Source organism: Porphyromonas crevioricanis (assembly GCF_900167225.1).
GTDB lineage: Bacteria > Bacteroidota > Bacteroidia > Bacteroidales > Porphyromonadaceae > Porphyromonas > Porphyromonas crevioricanis.
This window is the reverse complement of the sequence record NZ_FUXH01000002.1, coordinates 77723-100754: the sequence shown is the minus strand read 5'-3', so window position 1 is coordinate 100754 and position 23032 is coordinate 77723. Positions and strand designations below refer to the sequence as shown.

Sequence of the window (23032 nt, the reverse complement as noted above, 5' to 3'; positions counted from 1 at the left end):
ATTGTAAGATGGATAAGGATAGAACTAAAGAGAAACAAGGAATAGCGAGAGTCAATGTTTGCTCTTTCGTTTATAACTAAAGGCTTGCCAACGCTCCTCTGTCAGGTCCAAACGAGAGAGTTCGTCTCGTGCCATAACGAAAAACAAATCACTAAGCCGATTGATATAACACAGTAACTCCTCGGGCAAAGGATCTTGCCTATGCAGGCTCCACAGACTGCGCTCAGCACGTCGAGCTACAGCTCGACAGATATGACAGTCGGCCGCAATGGGGGAGCCTCCTGGAAGCAAGAAGTATCCATTGTCTTGCAAACCGGCAAGTCGCTGGTCTATGTAAGCCTCGCAGTAAAGAGTCGAGTCTGTCGGTAGAGGATTAGGATTGCTCTCCCGGATAGCAGACGGAGTTGCTGCATGGCTCATAAAGACCATCAGATCTCGCTGGATACGATGTAGCAGAGGCTGTCTGTCATCTCTGGCATCAAGGGAAGCTCGGAGTTTGCCTATGTAGCAATTAAGCTCGTCCAACTCCCCGACAGCATGAATACGAATATCGTCTTTTCCGACTCTACCTCCGCCATGTGTACCGGTTTGGCCTCTATCGCCCGTGCGAGTGTATATCTTAGCCATTAGTCGAATAGGCTCAGGATGTCCGACCTGTTTCCCCAATAGAGATGAACGTAAGATGCAATCACGTTGTCTCGACGCCACAAAGCTGTAGCCACATCGCCTCCTCTTGCCGTCTGCATCTGCACAAGACTGGGCAAAGGAGACAAGACACGGCTGTAATGAAACTCATGCCCACGCCATTTGCGACCGGCATATTCAAACTGTCGGTAGCCAAGCTGAAGTTTCATCCCCTCCATGGTAGCTTCTTGCTTGAACAATCCAACCATGGGATAAGTCAGCCCGTCCATTCCTCTAACAGAATCGGAGAGATACATCATCCCTCCGCACTCGGCCAGTATGCGTCCTCCTTTTTCGGCATAAGAGCGTACGGCTGCCAACATTTGCCGGTTAGATGAAAGCTCATGAAGGTAAAACTCAGGGTATCCTCCGGGGAAATATAGCAAATCGGCATCGGGCAAGGCCGAATCCCTCATTGGGCTAAAGAAAGTCAATTTGCCCAAACGGCTCAACTGATCAAGATTAGCCCGATAAACAAAGTTGAAGACCTCATCTTGCGCCACTCCAATACGCAGAGATGATGTTGCAGAAAAATCCGGCCAATCACTCTTCTCTGTGGGTAGAAATACAGTGGACAAATTCAGTAGAGCCTCCAGATCGACATGAGCTTCCACAGCATCTGCGATACGCTCTATCTGTGCATCATAGCTGTCTATAGCTGTCGTATCCAATCCTAAATGTCTGTCGGGGACTGCAACTTCCTCCATCTTGGGCAGGTAGCCCAATGCCTGCAAACCGACCGTCTGACAGGCTGAGAGGAGGTACTGATAATGCGACTCCGAGGCAACCCTATTAAAGACAACACCGGCAATGCGAGGAGCCTTCTCCAACTCAGGAGAAACGAAATGCCGAAAACCATACAAGACGGGTGCGACCGAATAAGCCGAAGACTTGGCATTGACAAGCAGTACCACCGGCACATTGAGACTTGTCGCCACTTCGGCAGAGGAGCCCCAGGCAGCTCGGTAGCCATCATACAGCCCCATCACACCTTCTATTACGGACACATCGGCAGAGGAAGAATAATGAGAGAAAGTGCGCCGAAGTTCTGCCGGAGTTTCAAAAAAAGGATCAAGATTGACCGAGCAGTTGCGTCCGACGGCTTTGTTGTGAAACTGAGAGTCTATATAGTCCGGGCCACACTTAAACGGTGCCACAATCTGCCCTCTACGCTCAAGAGCTCTCAATACTCCAAGTGTAAAAGTCGTCTTGCCACTACCAGAAGCAGTAGCCCCTATCAAAAAAGCTCGCATCATGCATTCATTGTTTTCTCCCGCCACAAGTATGGCCATACAAAAAGTGCGATATCGGCACGTCTTTCATAGCAAAACGTAGCACCAATACCACACCCCCTTCCTCTCCTGGAGAGACCGGACAAAAGCCTCCAATCCACCTCCTACGGAAAAACAAACCGTCAAGAGGGAAAAGAGAGACAGCCTAATCCCGGCACAGACTTATTCGCCGGCGATTCTATTGATAATGATGTGAGCGATAAAACCCAGTACAACAAGGATTAAACCGGCAAACAACGTAACGTTGGAAGTCGTATTCATGAAATACGGCACGGCCAAAAACAATACGCCAACGAGCATCACAATGATACCCAGTATTTTCACTATACCATTCATAATTCCTATCTATAATAGATGATTTACTTTGTTACGGCAAAGTACGCAATAATTCACGGGATTAAGAAACGCCCCATCTAACGATCCGCCCCCAATCGAGCATATTCGTCTACAAGTCTTGCGGCCTCCGGTTCGGAGAGGGCAACCAAGGGCAATCGAAGCACATCGGATGCGATCAACCCCATCCTGCGAAGTAGACATTTGATACCGGCAGGATTACCATTGGCAAAGAGCTGCAAGTACAGTTCATCGAACGAACGACTAAGCTCGGTAGCCCTTCCGTAGTCTCCGGAGAGAGCTAAACGAATAAGCTCTCCAAAACGCCGAGGATAAGCATTCCCCACCACAGAGATGACTCCCTTGGCTCCCGCTTGAATGAAAGGGATGGACAAATGGTCGTCCCCAGAAAGCACGACAAAGCCCTCAGGACTGCCATTGACCAACTCACGTACTTGATTGACATCCTCCGAAGCCTCCTTGACTGCCACGATATTGTGACATCTATCGGCCAACTCCAGCGTTATTTCCGGAGTCATATTGATTCCTGTACGTCCAGGGATATTGTAGAGAATAATAGGCAAAGGACTTGCCTCGGAAGCTGCTTCGAAGTGAGCGATAATCCCCCTCTTGGTAGGCTTGTTGTAGTAAGGAACGACAGACAATATCCCATCTACCCCATGGGTATCGAGGGCACGCAAACGCTCCACAAGCCGAGCAGTGCAGTTATCTCCCACACCGACAATCAGAGGCAGACGACCATTGACTCTTTCGGCAACTGTCTCTATCACTCGGCGGTGCTCATTGGCACTCAAAGTTGCAGATTCTCCGGTAGTTCCGAGAGCCACAAGGAAGTCTACCTCCCCCTCTATCTGATACTCAACAAGGGCAGACAAGGCGGCATAGTCCACACTGCCATCTTCGTTCAATGGAGTTACAAGGGCAACCCCCAAACCGGAAAGATCAAGTCTGCTCATATGGTCAAGGATATTCTTCTTCGGTAACTTACCTGCACAAAAATAAGCCAAGAGTATTATTTCGACAAACACAAGCCGTCTTTTGTGGTATAGTACATTCTCATCTTTAGAGGCCCCTCAGGATTCTATTTATTTGTTTGCTTCTGTATTATTATATTTCCTTTTTGCCGTATCTTTTCTGCCCTATTTGAGAGCTTTTTGATCGTATTTTCGCTCTCCTTTTCGATGTTGATGGGAGGCATTTTTTATTAGCATAGGAGAGAGCAAAAATTCGTGCGCAAGAAAATATTTTTTCGTGCGCACTCCGATAAATTTTCTTGCGGAAGAAAATATTTTTTCGTGCGGAAGAAAATATTTTTCTCTCAGGAGAGAATTTTCACCCTGTCAGAACGCCCTATTCATAGACATTTTAGAAGACGGACACAAGAGGAACAAAAGAGCTACATTCACTTGTCTACAAATAGCCTATTTTCCCTCTATTTCTCGGATCTTTATCACAAGTGAAATTTACAAAACAAACCAACTTTAATGGTCAATCAGAAGAAAAAGCTGCTGCGTTAGCTTCATAACAAAACGTCCCCTCCACAACTCCTATCGGTATAGGTCGTGGAGGGGACATCTCTTTTCAAGCATCACCCTTTCAGCGAATAAGTTTTATCACCTTGTTGTCGATGCGAACCAACAATAGGTCTCCAACTTGAGGCAAGAAAATCTCATAGTGGCCAGTGACCGAATAGAGACATCGACCGGCAAAGTCGTACAAAGCGACAGAGTGCTTTATCTCATCTCCAAAAAAGACCTTCCATCCATCGGCCAAAGCATGAATAGCAAATTCGGACTGGAGCGGATAGACAACACCTATAACATCGGATCCGGGAAACGCTTTACTATCCTTATCATCAAGCACAATCCAACCCTTTTGCATAGCCAACTCCACATCGGCTTTCAGACAAACATTACGCTCGGTCTCTTGGGCCTTCTCCGAGGTATTGATCACTACCAAATACTTCCCAGTCCCTTCTGCACTAAGAGAAGAGATCAAATTGTGCATATCCTGCTCTTTCAGTTCATTCTCAGCGACATCCAAAGACACGAGTTCTACAGCTGCAGATAGATCAAGTTTTTCAAGTCTGTTTTTCTTCAAAACAACACTCTTCAACTTGCTGTGAGTGCTGAGATTCAATTCCTTCAACATACAAGCGTTAGCAAATAAATCCTCCAAATCTCTTGCCTTGCTGACATCGAGGCTACCAATCGGATTGTTGCAACAATCAATCCTTACAAGCTTCTCAAGAGGGTCAATTGAGAGAGAGGTGAGCTTATTATCGCTGAGATCAAGAGATCTGATAAGCGTTTGAGAAGACAAATCAATTGATGTTATCCTGTTGCTCGACAAATCCAACTCCTCCAAAAGAGGAGCTTTGCTCAAGTCAATGGTCTTAACACGAGCATTTTTGAGCACAAGCCCAGAAATATCTTTAGCATATATCACAGCCTGAGATTTCTCACCCCAAGTCAGACTGACAGGTGTCATTCCATCGGCAAACAAGTACTCGCCCATGTCATCTTTTCCATTACCATTGAGATCAATCCATGGAGAATACTCCGTAGCATCGGACTTGAGGATTAGCTTAAAAGGAGCTCCATGCATCAGTTCGGAAGATAAGGTGATTGTCTGCACTTCATCCGGGACCTCAGGCTCCGGGGTAATCTCCTTTCCGGGATAATCCATACCAGTAGCAGCATCGAGCACCTGCCATTTCTTAGCCACAGCAGCCTCTACATCAGCCTTGAGGCACACATTGTGTTCGCAGTCTGCTTGCTCCGGAGCGGTGTTGATTACAGTGATGTTCTTGGCAGATATTTCGCTGCTATTCAGGCTTTTGATGAGCTTGCTCATCTCTTCTGCAGTAATCTTATTTTGCGAAACATTGATAGAAGAGAGTCCAGATAATTCGGAGCAGTCAAGAGCTTCCAACTCGTTATTCGACAAGTCTATCATTTCCAGCGTGATAGCATCTTTCAGCCCAATGGATTGCAGTTTGGCTGCTTTTATCATCAAAACCTTCGGCCCTTCTGCATGAATCACAGCTTCAGCTTTCTCTCCCCATTTGACCGTAACAAATTGCCCCGGCTCCTGAGCGGGCAACCCCTCTCCTTCGTCCTGTGTCTCGTTAGCATTGAGATCTATCCATGGGGTAGTACCTTCGGCAGCCACAAGATGGATTTTGAAGTCTTCTCCTTTCTTTAGCCCCGTGGTCAATAAGATTTTGCGTCCTCCCTGCGCTGGCACATTCTGTTCACTGCCAGGATAGTCCATGCCATCTTTTGCATCCATCACTGACCAGCCTTTCATTTTTGCGGCCTCAACATCGGATTTCAAGCAAACGTTATACTCTTCAACCTCGGAAGAAGTATTAATTACCATCAGCTGACAGAGATATCCATTGCAAAGAGAAACTATCATCTTGTGCATGGCTTCAGCCCCTATCCTGTTTTGAGAAACATTGAGAGACTTGAGATCCTTCAATGCGGTGACATCAAGCTCTTCCAACTCGTTTCCCGCCAGTTCAAGAGTCTCCAAGGATCCTCCTTCTCGTAGGTCTACTGTTTTTAGCTTTGCATTGCAAAGATTGAGTGCCTGCAAATTCTTACCATAAATAACAACCTCGGATTTATCCCCCCACTTGAGAGAGGTTGTCGTCCAAGGATCGTTGATTATTTCTTCTCCTTCATCCATTTTCCCGTTGCCATTGAGATCTATCCATGGAGTGGAGTCTTCTTCTGCCATGGCAGAAATTACCAGATCTTCCCCTTCTGAAAGACCAGAAGTAATCTTCACTTTCTGAGCCTTGGGTTCTTCCATTTCCATGTCCGTCAAAGCGTTTGCCTTGAGAATTGAGGACGAAAGGCAAGCCCCAAGCCCTGCAATCAGTAATAATGCACGCATCTTTATTTCATTTTATTTTTGAATGTTGTGGCTACAGACAGGTACCAATGTAAGCGGCATATAAACTACAGACTGAGATATCAAATTCTTCTACAAGTAGTCTTTTAACACCTCTGCGAAGGTATGAGCCACTTTTACGTCAACAAATACCCATTTATAATGAAAAACAGAGTGAAATAACAATGTAATATGGGTAGTTTGTCTTCTCTCCATACCAACAGTGAGGGGTTTATCAAACCTACAAAGCCCTCTAACAATAAAATCCATAAACTTTTTATATCAAAAATTGCACACGAACATCAATCTCCTTGGCCTCTTCTCGATGCAACTATTATAGCCAAGAGTACTTACAGAGTATGTATATGGAAACCATCGCATGGGTTACAAAGGACTGCTTCAGCAACTATTTTCTTGGATTTTACAGAATGCAGTAATCATGAAAGTATAAAATGATTGAGAAAAAGTGGAGAGGATACACTTTAGATGTATAACCAAACCCGAATGCTGACAATAACACCACAAGAGCAGTATTACAGCTGTCTCTATTGAGACTATTGGGGGAGTTCTCAACCAACGACAGTGCAAGTTGCTGTATACTTACAATGCCTCCCTTATTATCGGTCTTTTTGAAAATGTCCCAAGCGATGCCATGCAAGTATCGTATTATCCAATGGTGCCATATTGGTTTTCCGCAGAATATTTATACCTTTGTGCCGCACAAGACGAACGAGCTCTCGTTCTCAATTGCGAGGAAGTGTGGGTGAGTGGCTGAAACCAACAGTTTGCTAAACTGTCGTACGGGTAACCGTACCGGGGGTTCGAATCCCCCCGCTTCCGCTGAACGTACTCTGGAAATGATAAGCCAATAAGTGCCACAAAACAGTAAGTGTCTTAATTCTCAATGAGTTAAGGCACTTTTTTTGTATCAGGTCCTTTCTCAGAGCACCTCCAGAGTAGGTCGAAACTCCCAAAATGCTCTACTTTGGCTGCAATATGGCTACAGAAAAACTGATGTAACGAAAATTGTACCCAAGAGTACGTATAGAGCACACACATTTTGCTGTTGTTCAGAAGATTATATAGTGCTGTAGCACGGCTACAGAGAAAATAGTCGTCAAAACAGTCCTATTTTATCTGGCTACAATTTTGGGCTACATGCAACCAAATTGATTAACATATCATTTTCAAAAACGACTCAATATTCTAGCATAATTATAGCCAATCGTTTCGTTTCAACATTATACTATTTGACTAGAATATTTGTTTTAACCAATCTACAATATCTTCAAGGACAATCGGGCTGATTGTCTGCTTGATATTAATGTATTCTGTCGGTACACCCGTTGTGCACTCTTGGAACAAGTGGTTCAGTCCAGGATAGATTTTCACTTTGGATTTCTTGTTTTTCGGCAGATTGCTTCTAATGACTTCTACATTTGATGAGGCTATGACTTGCAAATCCTTTTCTCCGTTCATTACGAAGATAGGACAGGTGGTTTTGCTTATGTCGGAAGCTGGATTGTAATCAAGGAAGAACTCATACCATGGGGACATTGTGCCTTTTAGGTAATCCCTTAACTGCTTCTTTGTGAACTGGTATTCCTGTCCAAACTGTTTTGCTATGGCTACACCTTGCTGATACAGACATTCATCTCCCTGAATGCCTACTCCTGCCATACAGATAGCGAAGTCTATCTATTTTTCTGCAGCAAGCATAAAGACTACGCTTCCACCTTCGCTGTGTCCGAGTAAGCCTATTTTTGAAAATTGTTTTGTTTCACGCAGATATTTCACGGCAAGCGCAGCGTCTTTTGCAACCTCCTTTGTGGTTTCAGCTTGGTATTTGCCTGTTGATTTTCCTACACAACGATCATCATACCTGAGGGTCGCATATCCGTTTCCTGCAAGATAATCCGCTATAACAAGAAAAGGTTTGTGTTCGTAGATTTCGTTGTCACGGTTTTGTGGCCCGCTGCCTGTGACCATCACTATCACAGGGATTTTTTTGCCCTTTTGATAATTCACGGGATATGTGATGGTTCCTGAAAGTGTCGCGTTTTCGTCTTCATTGACAAACTCGATTTCTTCTGTCGTATATGGATATGGCGGTTGCGGATTCTGCGGACGCAGATAAACGAGTTCTTCGTTTTTTAGATTAAGTTCCAACTTTACACCAGCCTGCGAGTATGTTCCGTAGATCATATCACCCTGGATTTTGCCATTATATTCTATTCCGATGTTCGGGATCCGTATGCTTATAGAATCAGATGATGCAAATTCAATTGAAGCCGGGATACCTTTGACGCTTTGATTGGGGCTGTCCACCGTGCAGACGGTTTTACCTTCAGTATTCTTGGATATGTTGAATACTATGCGAAGGCTGGTACCTCTGAAGCTGATTTGGCCACTCCAGGATCCAATGAAATTCTGAGCTGATACGGGGAGGGCAACAAGCAGCGCAAGCAGTACCAAGAGGCTTTTACTTTTCATGTGATAGCAGATTTGAAGTTATACTTCTGGGGATGAGGTCACTTTATATGCGATTGAATCTTTTGCCACAGTCGTTGCATTTGTAGTTGACATTTTTATAGTCACAAAGAAAGAGAATCACTATGCTGGATATGAATACAACAATGGCAAGGATATTCAGTATTATTGATTTGTTTTCCAAGTCTTTTGTGAAGTAGAAATAGACAACAGGAGCTATGAAAAAGACTATTGAGAGTATGAGCAGTGGTGTGATGAATTTGTTTTTTTCGATACGGACGGTGTCTTCACTGCCACATTTCGGGCAGAATGTTTTTGTGCTTTCTGCCGAGGAGTTGACAATCGGCTCTATTAGTGTCAGAGCCTTTTCATAGTCCTTTTCAAACACATAAATTGCGATGCCGGGAGTTGGGCCATATGCTCCTGTGCGTGGATTATTTGTTTCATCGTGCTGGCGGAAGACAATATTATTATTTTTGAGAATACTAACGACTTTGTGTGCTTTAATACTACTTTGGCATTTACATAATAACATTTCACTCATAGCAACTTTTGTTAGTTCCAGATAATACAATAAGGTGCACTATTAAATTGAACGCAATATGGGAAAATCGTCTATTATCCAAGTGTTTTATCAGCTATTTTTATGGCATAAGACCGTTGCACAGCGAGTTATGCAACGGTCTTAGCATTTTGAGTCTTGGTGTACTTTTTATTCAAGAGTGTACGAATACTTCTCCAATCCACACAGGCATTGATTTGGCGAAGGAAGGAGTGTTTCATTCGGTCACGACAGACTTGAGTGTAAACTTCAAGAAAACTGAGGTGGACATCGGTAGGCTTAGTGCTCATATAGTCAATATTTAGTCTTGGCTGAAGGTACAAAGATGCAATCAGGGAACAATGGGAACAAGGCTAAAAGACGCGCGACAGTCTCATTTTGTTGACTTCGCAGAATGCAACAATCTAAAAAAGGCATTGAGACGGAGGGCATGGAGAATGTACTTACCATTATTGCTGTCCGCTAAACTTTAGAAGAGGGCAAAATAGGGCTTTCAATCCTAGTGAATAGGTTGTATTCCGTCTGATTTTGTTTGAGTAAGCCCCCTCCTCCTTTATACAGCACTGATTTTGTCGGACAGCCGACCTTGAGGAAGGATGAAAACCGCATAATCGCACACATTTCCTTCTCCAGTCTACTATTCAAAAACCTCTGGCGCAAACACAGGGCTGTATAACGTCCTTTTCACGCAGATTTTAGCGGACAGCCGATGATTTTTACTGAATGACAGGTGTTTAGGAATTTATTTGGGAGGAAGAGAGCTTACATCCGTATATTACCTGAGCTTGAATGGGGCTACGAGTGAATCCAAAAGTTTTATCGGACAGCAATAACTTGCCATATATGATCAGGCTTGAATGTCGAAAATAACGCAGCAAGTACCGCACATTGTGCAACAGGCTTTTCAGTAGCCTCTTTAATGCTCTCTCAAAAAAGAAGGGTGTGCCGAAAATCATTTCGACACACCCTCTATTTTAATTATGAATTATGGCCAGAACACTCTCTTCCTCAATAGAAGAGCCAGCCAACACATGCGAAGAATTATTCTTCGTTCAGACTCACACGTCTAAAGGCCTTCACTGTAAGAGTCTTGCTGGCAGTGTGCAAATACTGCTCGATAGTCATCTTATTGTCCTTTACGAACTCCTGCTGCAGAAGAGTATTTTCCTTGAAGAACTTCTGCAAAGCACCATCAACAATACGATCAATGATATTAGCAGGCTTACCGGCTTCTTCTGCCTTTTCTTTAGCAATGGTGCGCTCCTGTTCAATCGTATGTTCAGAAACTTCCTCCGGCAACACAGCCACGGGGTTCATAGCAGCAACCTGCATAGCTATATCGCGAGCCATCTGGCTGTCTATAGCTTCGTTGAAAGAAACAATTGTAGCCAACTTATTACCCATGTGGATGTAGCTGGTAACAGCCTCGGCTGAGAGGCATTCGTAGGCTCCGACCTCTGTCTTCTCGCCTGTCACACCTGTTCTCTCCACCACATGATCGGCTATTGAACGACCATCAGCCAAGGGGAGTTGCAAAAGCTCTTCTTTGCTAGCCGGCTTTTTCTCCATCGCTATGTTCAAAATAGCTTGAGTCAGGTCAATTGTTTCCTGGTTTTTTGCCACAAAGTCTGTCTCGCACTGTAGGGATACAACTGCAGCGAAGCCATCTTTATGAGCAGCCAGCACGCAACCCTCAGCAGCAACACGATCAGAACGCTTAGCGGCAACAGCCTGACCTTTTTTGCGAATAATCTCCATTGCTTTCTCGAAGTCGCAGTTGGTTTCTTCCAATGCTTTCTTGCAGTCCATCATACCAGCGCCACTCATCTTACGCAGCTTGGCAATATCTTGAATAGTAACAGCCATAATCTTAAGTTGTGTGTATTATTTTATTTCGAAAATATTCGGATAAGGCAAACATCCATCTGGAGCTGCCCTGTCTACCACAGAAAAAAAGATACCACGTGCAGCGCAATCGCCGGAGCGATCCACCGGCACGTGGTATTCCTGTATTAAGAGGGATAACTCTTGGGGTAAAAGGAGCCAAAAGTTAGGCTTGAGCCGCCTCTGTTACCTCTGCTTGAGAAGCTTCGGTCTCTTCTGGGGCTGCAACCTCTGCTGTAGTATCTTCTACGCTCTCAGTTGCTGACTCTTCGCCTTCACGACGACGAATTCTCTCACGACGAGCCGAACGAGCACCGCGACGGCTGCCCTCTTCCGATTCTTCGTTTTCGTCTCCTTTCTCAGCCTTACGCTCCATCAAACCTTCGCTAATCGCCTCACACATAGCAGACATCACCAACTCGATAGCCTTAGACGAATCGTCATTGCAAGGGATCACATAGTCAATGTCTTTGGGATTGCTATTGGTATCGACAAGACCAAATACCGGTATCCCCAAGCGAGTAGCTTCATGTACGGCAATGTGCTCTTTCATCACGTCGATAACGAAAAGAGCTGAAGGCAAACGATTCATATCTGCGATAGAGCCGAGAGTCTTCTCCAACTTCTCACGCTGACGAGAGATCTGCAATTTCTCGCGCTTAGAAAGGTTGTCGAATGTGCCATCACTGGTCATCTTGTCGATCTGAGTCATCTTCTTCACTGCCTTGCGAATAGTGGGGAAGTTGGTGAGCATACCTCCCGGCCAACGCTCTACGACATAAGGCATGCCCACAGAAGAGGCAAACTGAGCCACAGCTTCCTGAGCTTGTTTTTTGGTTGCTACAAAGAGAATCTTCTTGCCACTACGAGCCATATTGCGAATCACCTCTGCAGCCTCATTTATTTTGGCAACTGTTTTGTGCAGGTCAATGATGTGGATATCATTGCGCTCCATAAAGATATACGGAGCCATAGCCGGGTTCCACTTTCTTTTCAGGTGTCCGAAGTGAGCACCGGCTTCAAGTAACTGATCAAATGTTACGTTTGTCATTGTTGTTTTGTTTACGTTCTTGTAATGATGATTACTGATACAACCATACAGTAGCCTTACTTGGAGCCTTTCGGCTAGCTTAAATAACAAGCAAGAATCCGCATGATTTAGATACTAAACACGACAACGTATAGCAGCCAACCGCCCTCCTATACAAAGTTTGCACAAGAGCAATGATTCGTAAAAGGCGGAAGACATAGATACGTCAACGCTTACTGAATTGGAATCTCTTGCGTGCCTTGGGTTGACCGGGTTTCTTACGCTCTACGACACGAGGATCACGAGTTACAAAACCAGCCGCACGAAGCACAGCCTTATCTTCCGGATTTACCTTGATCAGGGCGCGAGCTATCCCCAGACGAGCAGCCTCGCTCTGTCCTTTAAAGCCGCCTCCTCTCAAGTTGATATTGATATCATATTTGTCTACTACTTCCAATTTCTCAAGCGGCTGTTTTACAATAAAGCGCAAGATAGAAGAAGGGAAATAGACTGCAATATCACGCTTGTTGATAGTAATCTTACCACTACCCTCTTTCATGTAGACGCGAGCTATAGCTGCCTTACGTCTGCCAATTGCATTAATTTGGTCCATATCTGCTTTACTTCAAAGAGTTTAGATCTATCACACGAGGTTTTTGCGCCTCATGTTTGTGTTCACTGCCTCCGTATACGTGGAGGTTACGCATGAGCGAACGGCCCAAGCGATTCTTCGGGAGCATACCTTTTACGACTTTCTGAAAAAGACGATCGGCTCCCTTCTTCAGAAGATCTTCAGGAGTAAACTCTCTCTGACCTCCGGGATAACCCGTAAAACGCAGATAGACTCTATCTGTCCACTTCTTGCCGGTAAGTTCTACTTGATCGGCATTGATAATAATCACATTATCACCACAATCTACATGCGGTGTAAAGTTAGGCTTGTACTTCCCTCTAAGCAGCTTAGCCACTTTGGAGCAAACACGCCCAAGATTCTGACCGGCCGCATCCACTACCACCCATTCCTTGGTCACAGTTGCCTTGTTTGCGGAGACGGTCTTGTAACTTAGTGTATCCACTGTTGTTCTGTTATTTGGTTAAACTTACTGACTGGCTCGACATACACCCCGCTCTACTATCAGGTCGATTCGGGTGAATACTCTGCTTTTCATAGCCAAGACCTCGGACACATAGCCTCAGCTTACGCTCTTTCCCATCAAGAGAACAGCCTGCTTGACACACGACCACGAAAAAACAATGCACAACAGGCGCACGACGGCAATCAGGGGAGCAAAGGTATAAAAGAAGTTGTACTCAAACAACCCTCTAAAATAATGCACATTCTACTCCAGGCAGAGATATACAGAAAACATCACACTAGACAGGCATCTCGAAAACGACTAAGTGATCACAAATGGAACAAAAAGAAGACTCCCACCCCAATTGGAGTAAGAGTCTTCTCTACTTGGGTGTAGGTCAAATAGATCTGGCATTATACATATGGAGGCCAAATATCTATCTTTCCCTTTATTTTCACATTTACCTTGTACAAACGATTGCGATAGATACAATAAGCCCCGAGATCCAATCCTTCAAGGACTTTATCGTAATGAGTTCCACCACTGTTATCGATTGGGCGGAATTCGGACCTCATATCAGCCTCTCCTTCTGCTTTGTAGATAAACTCCAAACCCGGCTGTTTTTCCACCTCTACATTTTTGCCTAACAAGTACTCAGGGAGATAAACATATATCTTATAGTCTCCAACAACCACTCCTCCAATGGATGGCTCCTCCAGAGCAGGGGGGGCAATAACATACTTAGGATCTGGGTTGGTGCCCGTAAATTTGAATTGGTACAAATAGTTCTGTGCAGGGATATCCGTCATCTTCTTCTGTGGAAGCAGATAATAAGCGTTCGGCATATTCTTAAACCTAATCTCCAAAGAAGAGTTGGGCTCGAAGCCATATGGCAAGGACCATGAATAAGTTTTTGCTCTAGTATCATCCTCTTCAATAGTCACGATATCTTTGAGTGTGATCTCCATCTTAGCCAAAGCCCGCATCAGCTCCACAGCCGAACGATCAGCTCCCTTAATGTTGGGACGCTGAGCTTTATTTTGGAGGGTAAAATCCACCCTGTGAGGATTCGTTTGTGTACCGCTGCCAGGCAGAGAGGTATTCAAAGAAACATTCTCATAGTTGGCAGTCATCAAGAAAAGAGCACTCTTGCCACTCCCTACCTCGCTTGCTGAGATATTCTCCATGTCCATCTTGATCTCTCGCAATTGTTTGCGGGTAACAGCGGGGCTATCCACGCCTTTCCCACTTGGTTCGTTTGCGATAAAAATCATATCATAGATCCCTAGATCTTCAGACTTAAATTTGAGAACAAAACGCTTCGCCTGAAGATCAGCAGCTGTAAACAGGTGATTGAACTTAGCTGGAGTATTCTCATCAGACCCAGCAGGGAAGAGTATCCATCGGAGAGATTGAACCTTGTCTTCATCAAGCTCTGTATCTGTGTTGGGATCTGTTGTCCCAGGATCTTCCATATCCTCCCCATGAGCACGAAGAGATGTCACATCCATGGAAACAAAGAAGTCTTCTCCATTCCTTCTTAGATCCTTCCTCTCCTCGGAAGAGCAGGCCGTCACTCCCAAGAAGAGGAAAGTAGCAAAAAAGACGAAGGCTAAGAGTTGATATATTTTACGCATGAGAGTATATTCTTATTTCGAAGAAACATTACAATTCTATATCATATGAGTGCACTGGCATTCCATCTATAGATATCACCACAGAGATGGAAGTGTGAAACTCAATATCAATATCATATTCGAACTTACACAAGGGTTTGTAATCCGGCAGTTTAGCCAAAAGAGCTTTCAAGCTAAAATCCAACAAAGTAGTCCCACTGCGCTTGTTGATCAATTTGAGTCTCGGATCTGTCGTCTTGGGAGTTATGTCCAGCGTACGCAGATGTACAGAGCGTGTATTTTCGGTATTAGGCAAAGCTGCCACATAGCTTACAGCCTCGGTTGGAGTAAACAACTCTCCGGTGTAGGCATAAGCAACATTATTGTCCGTTATGGCAACCTCAGCAGGCAATTCCGCCGAAAGGCCACGGACTGTGACATTAAAATCATAGGTGTAAGGTCTCAGATTAGGAGCGACATATACCTTATCAATGCCATCCAACTCGTCCTTACTGCGAAGCTTCACCTCTTTTACTGCTTGATAAAGAGTGTGGAAGATATAGCTTCTTACCTCGGCATTTTCCGTTTTCAAGGCAAGCTTGATATCCTTCACGCTTACTCCTCTTTCAAGAGCTCTACTCAATAGATAGTCTTTGTCTACAGCTCCACCCCATACAGTACAGAGATAAGTACCTCCCTTATAATTATCAGCCGGTACTTCAAGAATAAATTGCGATTCGGCTGACAATACGGCATTGGCGAATACTTGATGCGCCACGACCTTGCCCTCGGCATCGCTCAGTGTGATATGGAGCAGATCCACATCCGTGGGATAGCTCGCCTTCTCCATACAGGGAGTTTGCAAGTAAGGCGTCACCACCAGGAAGACAGAGCAATCGTCCATGTCTTCATTGATCAGATCACATCCCGGCATCAAAAACAAGAAGCTGGCCAAGAGGATAATAAGGTAGCGGAGAGAAAAGATTTTCATACAAAAGATCTTATAAGTCCATATATACTTTTTCTGAAAAGATTCGGGCCGGAAAGATATTGCTTTAGTTCATCTCCAAGCCGGCCCCTCGGCTCGCAGCCGGTAGACTCACTTAGAGGAGTCTCCTTGCTGCGAGATAGGGTCGTCACATGAATCTCAAATTATTAGAGACCCAAATCGATATCGTAGCTGTGTACGTTCCACTTAAGCACCTGTACAGTCACACTCATATAAGTGTCTGATGGGCTGTTAGGATCGTTCGGATCAATCGGTGTATTTGGGTCTTCATTCGGATCTTTGGGTTTGGGGTCAGGATTCTTGGGGTCGTCTGTATTAGGATCTTCCGGATAAAGAGGATTCCAGTTCAGACCAATTTCCTTGAAACCAGTGATGTTGATGTGGTAAACATTGTTACGGAAAGCAGGGGCATCCAAAGTCTTACCTACAACATCAGGGTTCACAAAAGCATAATAGAGAACCTTACCCTTTTCATACTTGTGGTACTTCTGACCTTTCAAACCGCCCTTTGTGGGATCTGTAACATTCTCCTTAGATGAATACAGTTTGTTTGTTGTTGTACCAAGGTAGAAGTCTTCTTCTTCATTAGTTTTGGTATTTCCTTCCGCAAAATACTCCTGTTCAGGAACAAAAAGAGCACGCACCAACACATACGGGGTATTACCTCTACGGAACCCTCCAGTGTAAGCTGCTGGAGTTGTCTCTCCTTGGCCTTTTTTCTTATGGCTGGCTTCAAAGATGAATATAGGATCAGCAATAGCTCCTATTTTTCCAGGATCAAGGTTTCCATCCTTCTTTGTTACCTTACGAGCTTCCGGAGTTGGTTGACCATTTCTCATCCCTTTGTGCAGATCCGTATAGTCATAGTTTTCCTCCATGTCCGTGTAAACACCATTGTTCACAAACTCCGTCCAAGACCAAGTCTTGTCCCAATTTGCCCCTATTTCAAAAGCTGGAGTTTTAATCACGTCACTCTCGATCATCTGCTGGATATAAGACTTTCTTTCACCCTGCGCTGCAGCATAAGTGATGTTCTTAATGGTACCCAACTTGATATTTGTACCCTTCTGTCTAATCTCGAATTGCTCTTCACTTGATGTTGTCACCACACGAGCAGCAACTCGCTTAACAGGAACAACAACATGATTATTAGAACTCTCTTCGAGAGCCTTTTGCTCTGTGACTCCGTCCTCTACATCCAAAGAAATATCCTTCGAATTGCTCATCATGATAAGATCCTTTGCATCATCGGCCAACTTAGCAAAAGTAGCCATCGTAACAGCATTTGGAGCAGGAGCTGCAGACCACTTGTCGAGAGTCATAACATCCTTCCAGGCTGCGATAAACTCAGTCTTATCAACAGTCGCAAGTTTCTCACGAACCAAAGCAGGGGCATTCACAAGAACGTACACTTGTTTCTGCCCTGGAGTTGTCTTGATAGCTCTTTTAGGAGTTAGCTTCACTTCATCTCCAGCAGTTTCCTGATTGAAGTCAGCCAGAGTATATTCTCCACTGCTCACAGCATCTCCAACGATATAAACATCCACGCGTTCAAAAGCATCGTTACCTTTCCATTCTCCTGCAGGATTATACTCTGTCTTGTCATCAAAACCCTCTCCTGCACGGAAAGCATCTGCATTGAACATTAGGCTAATGTTGGCATAGGTGGTGCCATCATTCTTCTCTTTCGCAATCGAATTTTCGTCGTTCTTGTTACACGACGCCAGCAAGCCCACAGTTGCGAGCCCTGCCAGTAAAAGCGATTTTACTTTCATTTTAACGTTGTTTTTAATTATTAATTAAGAAAAAAAACTATCTATTAATACACCTTTTTATTTGGCTGTATCAAACTTGCAAATTCGACGACTACCGTCCTGCAAACGAAGATCAATCATCACAACTCCTTGCATATTACTGTCAATGTCGATATAGGCATTGGTAGAGCCGGTAAATTGCCATTCTCCACAACGGCGACCTTGCATATCGAAGATCACAGCAGAGCGCAGACCCACGGTACTACTGACATGAAGATGATCTCCTCGGCGAGAGATAAACAAGTTAGGAGCAATAAAGTTGTCAAGCTGTGTTGGCTCATTCTCTATTCCAAAGCGTTTTACTTTGAGGATAAAGCGGTCAGCAGGATGATCACTAGGCTGATGTACAAAGCGATAAAGAGAATTGGACAATAAGTCTTGCTCTTTACCCTCCATCTTGTCTATCAACGTGAGTTGCTCGTATACAGAGCGATCAAGCTGATCAAACGACAATTCCATTTCTCCTCCCAATGTTGCCTCTACCCCAAGAGCAAATGCTCCATAGGCTTTCGTTGGGCTTTCTACGACATTGGAAGCTCCTGTTTCGGGGTCTACAAAGAAGACAGTCGGCACAAAGCTGTATTCACTATTGCTCAAGGCAGGAACAGAGCCATTCTCCTCCCAACTCAAATAGGAAATTGTCCCTTCTCTTCGCACATTACTTACACGGACAGATAGAGGAAGTACTTCAGACTTACCTGAGGTCGAACGCAACTCAACTAAATCGGCCCCCTCATTCCAAGAATCAAGCAACACTGAATTCTTACCCACCGGGAAGAGAAGCTTGGCTTCTGTAGACTTCTTATGCAATACAACAGATTGCAAAGGAGCAATCGAAGATTTCAGTTCAGAAGTTGCAGTATGATTCTTGGAATAATGCTTCCAAGATTTAGTTCCACCATCGAAAATATAGTAATAGGGATGGATACGATCCTTATTGATTTCATAGAGCTTGTCGAAGTTGATTGGAGTCATAAAAGGATTACCAACCATAAACCATTCGTTTTGAGCCAAACCTTCCTTGAGCATCAAAGCGTACCCCTCTTCCACTACTCCGGAAATATCTACTGTACCGATACGCTTGTTATTCTCTTCGAAAGTGAAGCGATAGGCGACCTCGTCGGAACGCACGCGCTGGTCTGTCCGATTTACCGGCTGAAGGGTATTCTCATTGAAATAGCCGAATGTACTAATCTTATGAAGAGGATCATACAAATGTAACGGATAAGCAGTGGAAAAATCTTCAAAGAAGGGGATACGAATAATACCGTTTAATTGATTTAGATACTTATGATCATTATAACCAACAACATCGGCCTGATATTTACCTACCTTGAGTGCCATTGCCCCATTGTGATCGGACAACAGCTCAACTAAACTATTAATCGGCTTTTTGAAAGAGGCATCAGTGGGAGCAGTCCCGGTGGACACTACCTTCAAATAACGCTGGTGCGTCTTGGGATAGCCAGCCAAACCAAAATCTCCAGAGAAAATCTCTTTGAGAGGAGCAGCGATCATATACCACCGATCTCGATCCATTAGCTTGCTGTCAGCTTCTTCGAAATGAGGTTCTCGATGAGCTTCAACAGCATGTGACGTATCATTGATCTTACCGAAATTGTAATCAACATAAGCCTTTTGATAGGAGAGGAAGTGTGGGTTACCCAGTTGAGAGCCATAGTGAAGATAGAGGTCTTCACACTCTGGCTGTCCATACGTTGTGCGATCGGTCTTGCCACCCAAATCAGGGAAAGCTTTGTCCACCGTAGCTGGGATATGCACGGTGGTACACTCTGCGGGCACGGCATTCACCGGATTGCCATTTTTGTCTGCCCAATTCTTAACATTATGCCAGTCTGCATTAATAGCATCTTTGCGCCACCAAAGAAGGCGAGGTGCCACAGAAATCGGGAACGTGATCGTTTCTACCGTAGCCACGTCATCACAAACAATCCCCGAAACCTCCACCTTGAAAGTACCCGAAAGATTTGATTTGACATTTTCCAAACGGATCCTTCGTCCTTTAAGAGTATTTCCATCAGGCAAGGTCCACTTGTATGCATCATCCCCTTCTGTATTAAGAGCTACAATAGATATATCAATCGTCTCTCCTTCGCAATACTTACGCCGATCTCCTTCTGTTTTAATCACAGTGGGAAGGGGAAGAGAATACACAATAAGACGCTCTTCAGAAGTATTCTTGCAGGCATCATCCATTATTTTCATCTTGTAGCCTTCGGGATCGATTGGGATAGGGCCTCCCTCTTTCAGTTTAAACACAGCTCCATTGCCTGCATTCAACTCACTCAAGCTCAGCTTCACTTCACCGAGTTTCTTGTCATCCGTAAGGGAAGATTCGTTTCGATCGAAGAGCTGCACAGTAACATCCCCTATATAATTAATTGGGTTGACACGAATAAGACCAGATTTTTTGGTAGAACAGATATAACCGATGTACTTCTCTCTGTCATAAGAGAGAGCCGCATTAGCGAGATCTATAGTGTGAGGAGGGAGACACTCCAATACTGCATCTTTTCCATTGGGGACATAAACCAAACGTACCTCCATCTTATCGTTGGTAGCAGGGATATCCAAATAAATATCCTCCGGTTTTGGATTCTCTTCTGCTGTTATGGTTGTGTAAGTTTTCCAGATTCCCAAAGCCCTACCGGTAAGATTAGTTCTGATGTCCGTAGCCTTTATTCCTTCCGGCAATTGGGATATGTACAGATTGGACTCTATTCCAACATCATTCTTGAGGAGGAATTTCCGACCACCCTCTCCGGCAAAAGGATAAAAACGAGCATAACCACACTCCTCTTTTGTCAAACGAGGAGTAAATGCTCGTGGGTCTTCCGAATATTTATTACGACCCAGATTGCCTGTACTTACCTTGAGATTGTATATCTTATCGCAAATTTCGACCTTAAACTCATAGTCTCCCTCAGGAATATCATAAAAGACTAAATCTTTCATACCCTCTCCCTTGGGAGATAAGACACGTACTACCTCCCAAATGTAGTCATCTGGCATAGTATAGGTTTCTCCTACACGCATAGCCCCAGGAAGAGGTGAGAAACCAGCAGGAGCTTTCACAAACGTAATTTTGTGCTTGCGCATCGGCACGGGCACAGGGATACGACGAATGGCTAAGTCCACCAGATTTTTCCCCTTGCACCAGTCCACCTGTACGGGCAGGTTTCCTCCTCCTCTAAACTGATAAGACACGTTCTCTTTAGGAGGTATATCGAGGATCTGCTTGGAGCCACCCTTAGGTCCCGCATCTGTGATCGTGAGCTCGTAATGTTGAGTCGGATCGAACACCGTTTTAAGCCGCTGATACGCCCCCCCTTCATTGGTAGGATGATGGACATGTGTCAAATCAGCGTACGTCTCCAAAATATCCGGAGACCCTTTCTTTCTCACAACAACTTTCAACGGATAACACATCAAAGCAGTAGTCTCTTTATTAGGGCGTATCCTCAGATAATATTTGTCGTTACAAGGGTCGTTAGCATCGAGCTTTTCGGGATAATGTTCGATCAAATTGGGGAAGGGAGCCCCTTTCTTGTAAGGATGATGCCCCTCACTCATTTCTTGGGAAGATCCTTTGACTCTAAGAAAAACCAGGGGCCAATATTGGTCTTTCAACCACATGGTTTGATAATTTTCCGCTGTGGAAACCCGATAGTACAAGTTCAGGAAAGAATCTCCATGATTTCCCACTCCTTGATCAGAAAAATATTTGTAGGTACCTGCCGCATAATATGTACGCGGAGTACCATTTTTAAACTCCTGAATAGTCTGGAAAGCATAATCATAATACTTCGCCAGAGTATCCTGATCATTGATATAAGGATAAATATCTCTTGTTTCTTCCTCATATTTTAGGAAAGCCTTCTTATTGTGGTAGTAGACAACCCAACCACAATTAGACTTTTTCATCTCGAAATTAAGATACGGAGGGCCATATGGGAAGTCACTCTCTCCACCCTTGGGGAGGTCGGATCTTACATACTCCATATTTACTGTAACAGCTTGCCCGCTCTTGCATCCATCAGATATCTGTATCTCGTACTCTCCAACTGGAACCTCATAAATAAACTTTCTCTGATTTGCTTCAAGAGAAAACTCCGTAGGGCCAGTCCATGTAGCGGGCTTCTTCAACATCTTGGCAGTGTAGGGAGGAGTACCATCCTTTACGTACAGAGATAAAATCCCAGTAGGCTTCTGCTGCCCATTGGGCTTATAGTGATTAAGAGATTTCCTCTCAACAGAGATAACACTTGTCATCTCTACATAGGTTGTCTTCACCTGAACTGCACTCCCCGAAATATCAACAGAGGTCCCATTTTCAAACGACACTCTTGCTTGCGGAGTATAGGTATCCACCGGGACAAGGAACGTATCGCCTACAACATAGTCTGCAGATGGAGCCATAGGATTCCCATTGGAGTTCCGAAGCTGATACAAAGTCTCTCTGATCGTGTGGCCAGCTCCATGGCCCGGCTTAAAGGCTACTTCTATCTTCACCTCTCCGTCAGACCCTCCACACTTGGAATCCTTAACGGTAGTCGTGATTTTCAAATCACTTGCTTGCTGCGCAACAAGCCGAGGTGAAGCAAGCAGAATTAAGAACAGAGACAAAGCCCCCCATAGGAGTCGTTCCGCTCTGTTACATTTGACGAGTAAATTCTTCATGTGAGTATTATTTTCTTCTCTATCGTTTTTTCTAATGGTACACGCTAATGCCAATCGGCATCTTCCCCCTCTAAAAAGTTAACAGAGGCATTTTTCATTCTATATTGCAAGGCAAAGGTAGATTATACCAAATAAAAAAACAAATAGAAAAAGCCTAAGAGATCAACAAAAAAACAATTTACCTCATTGGATTTGTGGCACATAGGCACCTTGAAAATCTCTACTTTACCCATTAGGAGGGAAAAGTAAAGTAAAAACCAAGAGACTCGAAAGAGGGAAGAATGTGCAGAAAAAGATAATGGGAGATTAGGAGTTTTTTCCGAAAGAGAATATTGGACGGAGCTCCTAAGGAGCATTTCAGCTGATTTTTTGGACTTTCAAAATGCAATAATCATGAGACAAGACGACTAACAGAATGAATATACCTCGACTACATAAACAAATTCGAATGTAAATGATGGTAATGACTAACAGCAACCACTGAGTTATACAATCGTCTCCAAAACAAAAATACAGACAACTCATCGCCTCCGCCCTGCGTATTCAGCCAACCTCTCAAAAAAAAGAAAGGACAGTTCAAAAAAAGGGGCTGCCCGACAAAGCGGACAGCCCAAAAA

At 44.3% G+C, this 23032-nt stretch carries 17 protein-coding genes and 1 tRNA gene; 1 reads left to right on the top strand and 17 read right to left on the bottom strand.

Annotation, left to right across the window (positions count from 1 at the left end; all coding sequences use genetic code 11):
• Positions 1-51: 51 nt before the first annotated feature.
• From B5D48_RS01585 to B5D48_RS01570, 5 genes are all read right to left on the bottom strand, one after another.
• On the bottom strand, positions 52-627 hold the full coding sequence (locus tag B5D48_RS01585; RefSeq protein ID WP_023937962.1) for a cob(I)yrinic acid a,c-diamide adenosyltransferase: 576 nt from the start codon (positions 625-627) through the stop codon (positions 52-54).
• Positions 627-1940 carry a cobyrinic acid a,c-diamide synthase CobB gene (locus B5D48_RS01580; RefSeq protein ID WP_042120378.1) on the bottom strand — a complete coding sequence of 438 codons (1314 nt, stop codon included), beginning with the start codon at positions 1938-1940 and terminating at the stop codon, positions 627-629. Before B5D48_RS01580 ends, B5D48_RS01585 begins: the two co-directional genes overlap by 1 nt.
• A 198-nt stretch (positions 1941-2138) precedes the next feature.
• Complete coding sequence (locus B5D48_RS09155; protein ID WP_023937959.1) at positions 2139-2312, bottom strand: hypothetical protein; 174 nt, start codon at positions 2310-2312, stop codon at positions 2139-2141.
• A 77-nt stretch (positions 2313-2389) separates the two neighbouring features.
• Positions 2390-3286: a 4-hydroxy-tetrahydrodipicolinate synthase gene (dapA, locus tag B5D48_RS01575; RefSeq protein WP_036887662.1), complete on the bottom strand. Its 897-nt coding sequence runs from the start codon at positions 3284-3286 to the stop codon at positions 2390-2392.
• Between the two features lie 640 nt (positions 3287-3926).
• Positions 3927-6236 carry a leucine-rich repeat domain-containing protein gene (locus B5D48_RS01570; protein WP_023937955.1) on the bottom strand — a complete coding sequence of 770 codons (2310 nt, stop codon included), beginning with the start codon at positions 6234-6236 and terminating at the stop codon, positions 3927-3929.
• Positions 6237-6986: 750 nt separating this feature from the next.
• On the opposite strand from B5D48_RS01570, the gene B5D48_RS01560 reads away from it, so the two are divergent.
• Positions 6987-7073, top strand: a tRNA-Ser gene (locus tag B5D48_RS01560).
• A 414-nt stretch (positions 7074-7487) separates the two neighbouring features.
• Here B5D48_RS01560 and B5D48_RS09010 read toward each other — a convergent pair.
• From B5D48_RS09010 to B5D48_RS01510, 12 genes are all read right to left on the bottom strand, one after another.
• Entirely contained in the window at positions 7488-7913 is a 426-nt protein-coding gene (locus B5D48_RS09010) for an alpha/beta hydrolase family protein (protein WP_023937952.1), read from the bottom strand.
• Positions 7914-7931: 18 nt separating this feature from the next.
• On the bottom strand, positions 7932-8726 hold the full coding sequence (locus tag B5D48_RS09005) for an alpha/beta hydrolase family protein (protein WP_023937951.1): 795 nt from the start codon (positions 8724-8726) through the stop codon (positions 7932-7934).
• A gap of 43 nt (positions 8727-8769) precedes the next feature.
• Positions 8770-9267 (bottom strand): putative signal transducing protein, encoded by a 498-nt coding sequence (locus tag B5D48_RS01550; protein ID WP_036890159.1) that lies wholly within the window; start codon positions 9265-9267, stop codon positions 8770-8772.
• A gap of 128 nt (positions 9268-9395) precedes the next feature.
• Entirely contained in the window at positions 9396-9575 is a 180-nt protein-coding gene (locus B5D48_RS09000) for a hypothetical protein (protein ID WP_023937949.1), read from the bottom strand.
• A 751-nt stretch (positions 9576-10326) separates the two neighbouring features.
• A complete protein-coding gene (gene tsf / locus B5D48_RS01545; protein WP_023937947.1) occupies positions 10327-11151 on the bottom strand; it encodes a translation elongation factor Ts in 825 nt (274 codons plus the stop codon).
• A 184-nt stretch (positions 11152-11335) separates the two neighbouring features.
• A complete protein-coding gene (gene rpsB, locus B5D48_RS01540) occupies positions 11336-12220 on the bottom strand; it encodes a 30S ribosomal protein S2 (RefSeq protein WP_023937945.1) in 885 nt (294 codons plus the stop codon).
• Between the two features lie 205 nt (positions 12221-12425).
• Entirely contained in the window at positions 12426-12812 is a 387-nt protein-coding gene (gene rpsI, locus B5D48_RS01535) for a 30S ribosomal protein S9 (protein WP_023937944.1), read from the bottom strand.
• Positions 12813-12819: 7 nt separating this feature from the next.
• Positions 12820-13275 (bottom strand): 50S ribosomal protein L13, encoded by a 456-nt coding sequence (gene rplM, locus B5D48_RS01530; RefSeq protein ID WP_036888194.1) that lies wholly within the window; start codon positions 13273-13275, stop codon positions 12820-12822.
• Between the two features lie 413 nt (positions 13276-13688).
• Positions 13689-14912 (bottom strand): hypothetical protein, encoded by a 1224-nt coding sequence (locus tag B5D48_RS01525; RefSeq protein ID WP_023937940.1) that lies wholly within the window; start codon positions 14910-14912, stop codon positions 13689-13691.
• Between the two features lie 28 nt (positions 14913-14940).
• Complete coding sequence (locus tag B5D48_RS01520) at positions 14941-15882, bottom strand: FimB/Mfa2 family fimbrial subunit (RefSeq protein WP_023937939.1); 942 nt, start codon at positions 15880-15882, stop codon at positions 14941-14943.
• A gap of 164 nt (positions 15883-16046) precedes the next feature.
• Positions 16047-17675: an Mfa1 family fimbria major subunit gene (locus B5D48_RS01515; RefSeq protein WP_023937938.1), complete on the bottom strand. Its 1629-nt coding sequence runs from the start codon at positions 17673-17675 to the stop codon at positions 16047-16049.
• A 57-nt stretch (positions 17676-17732) separates the two neighbouring features.
• A complete protein-coding gene (locus tag B5D48_RS01510) occupies positions 17733-22415 on the bottom strand; it encodes a PKD domain-containing protein (protein WP_023937937.1) in 4683 nt (1560 codons plus the stop codon).
• Between the last annotated feature and the right edge of the window lie 617 nt (positions 22416-23032).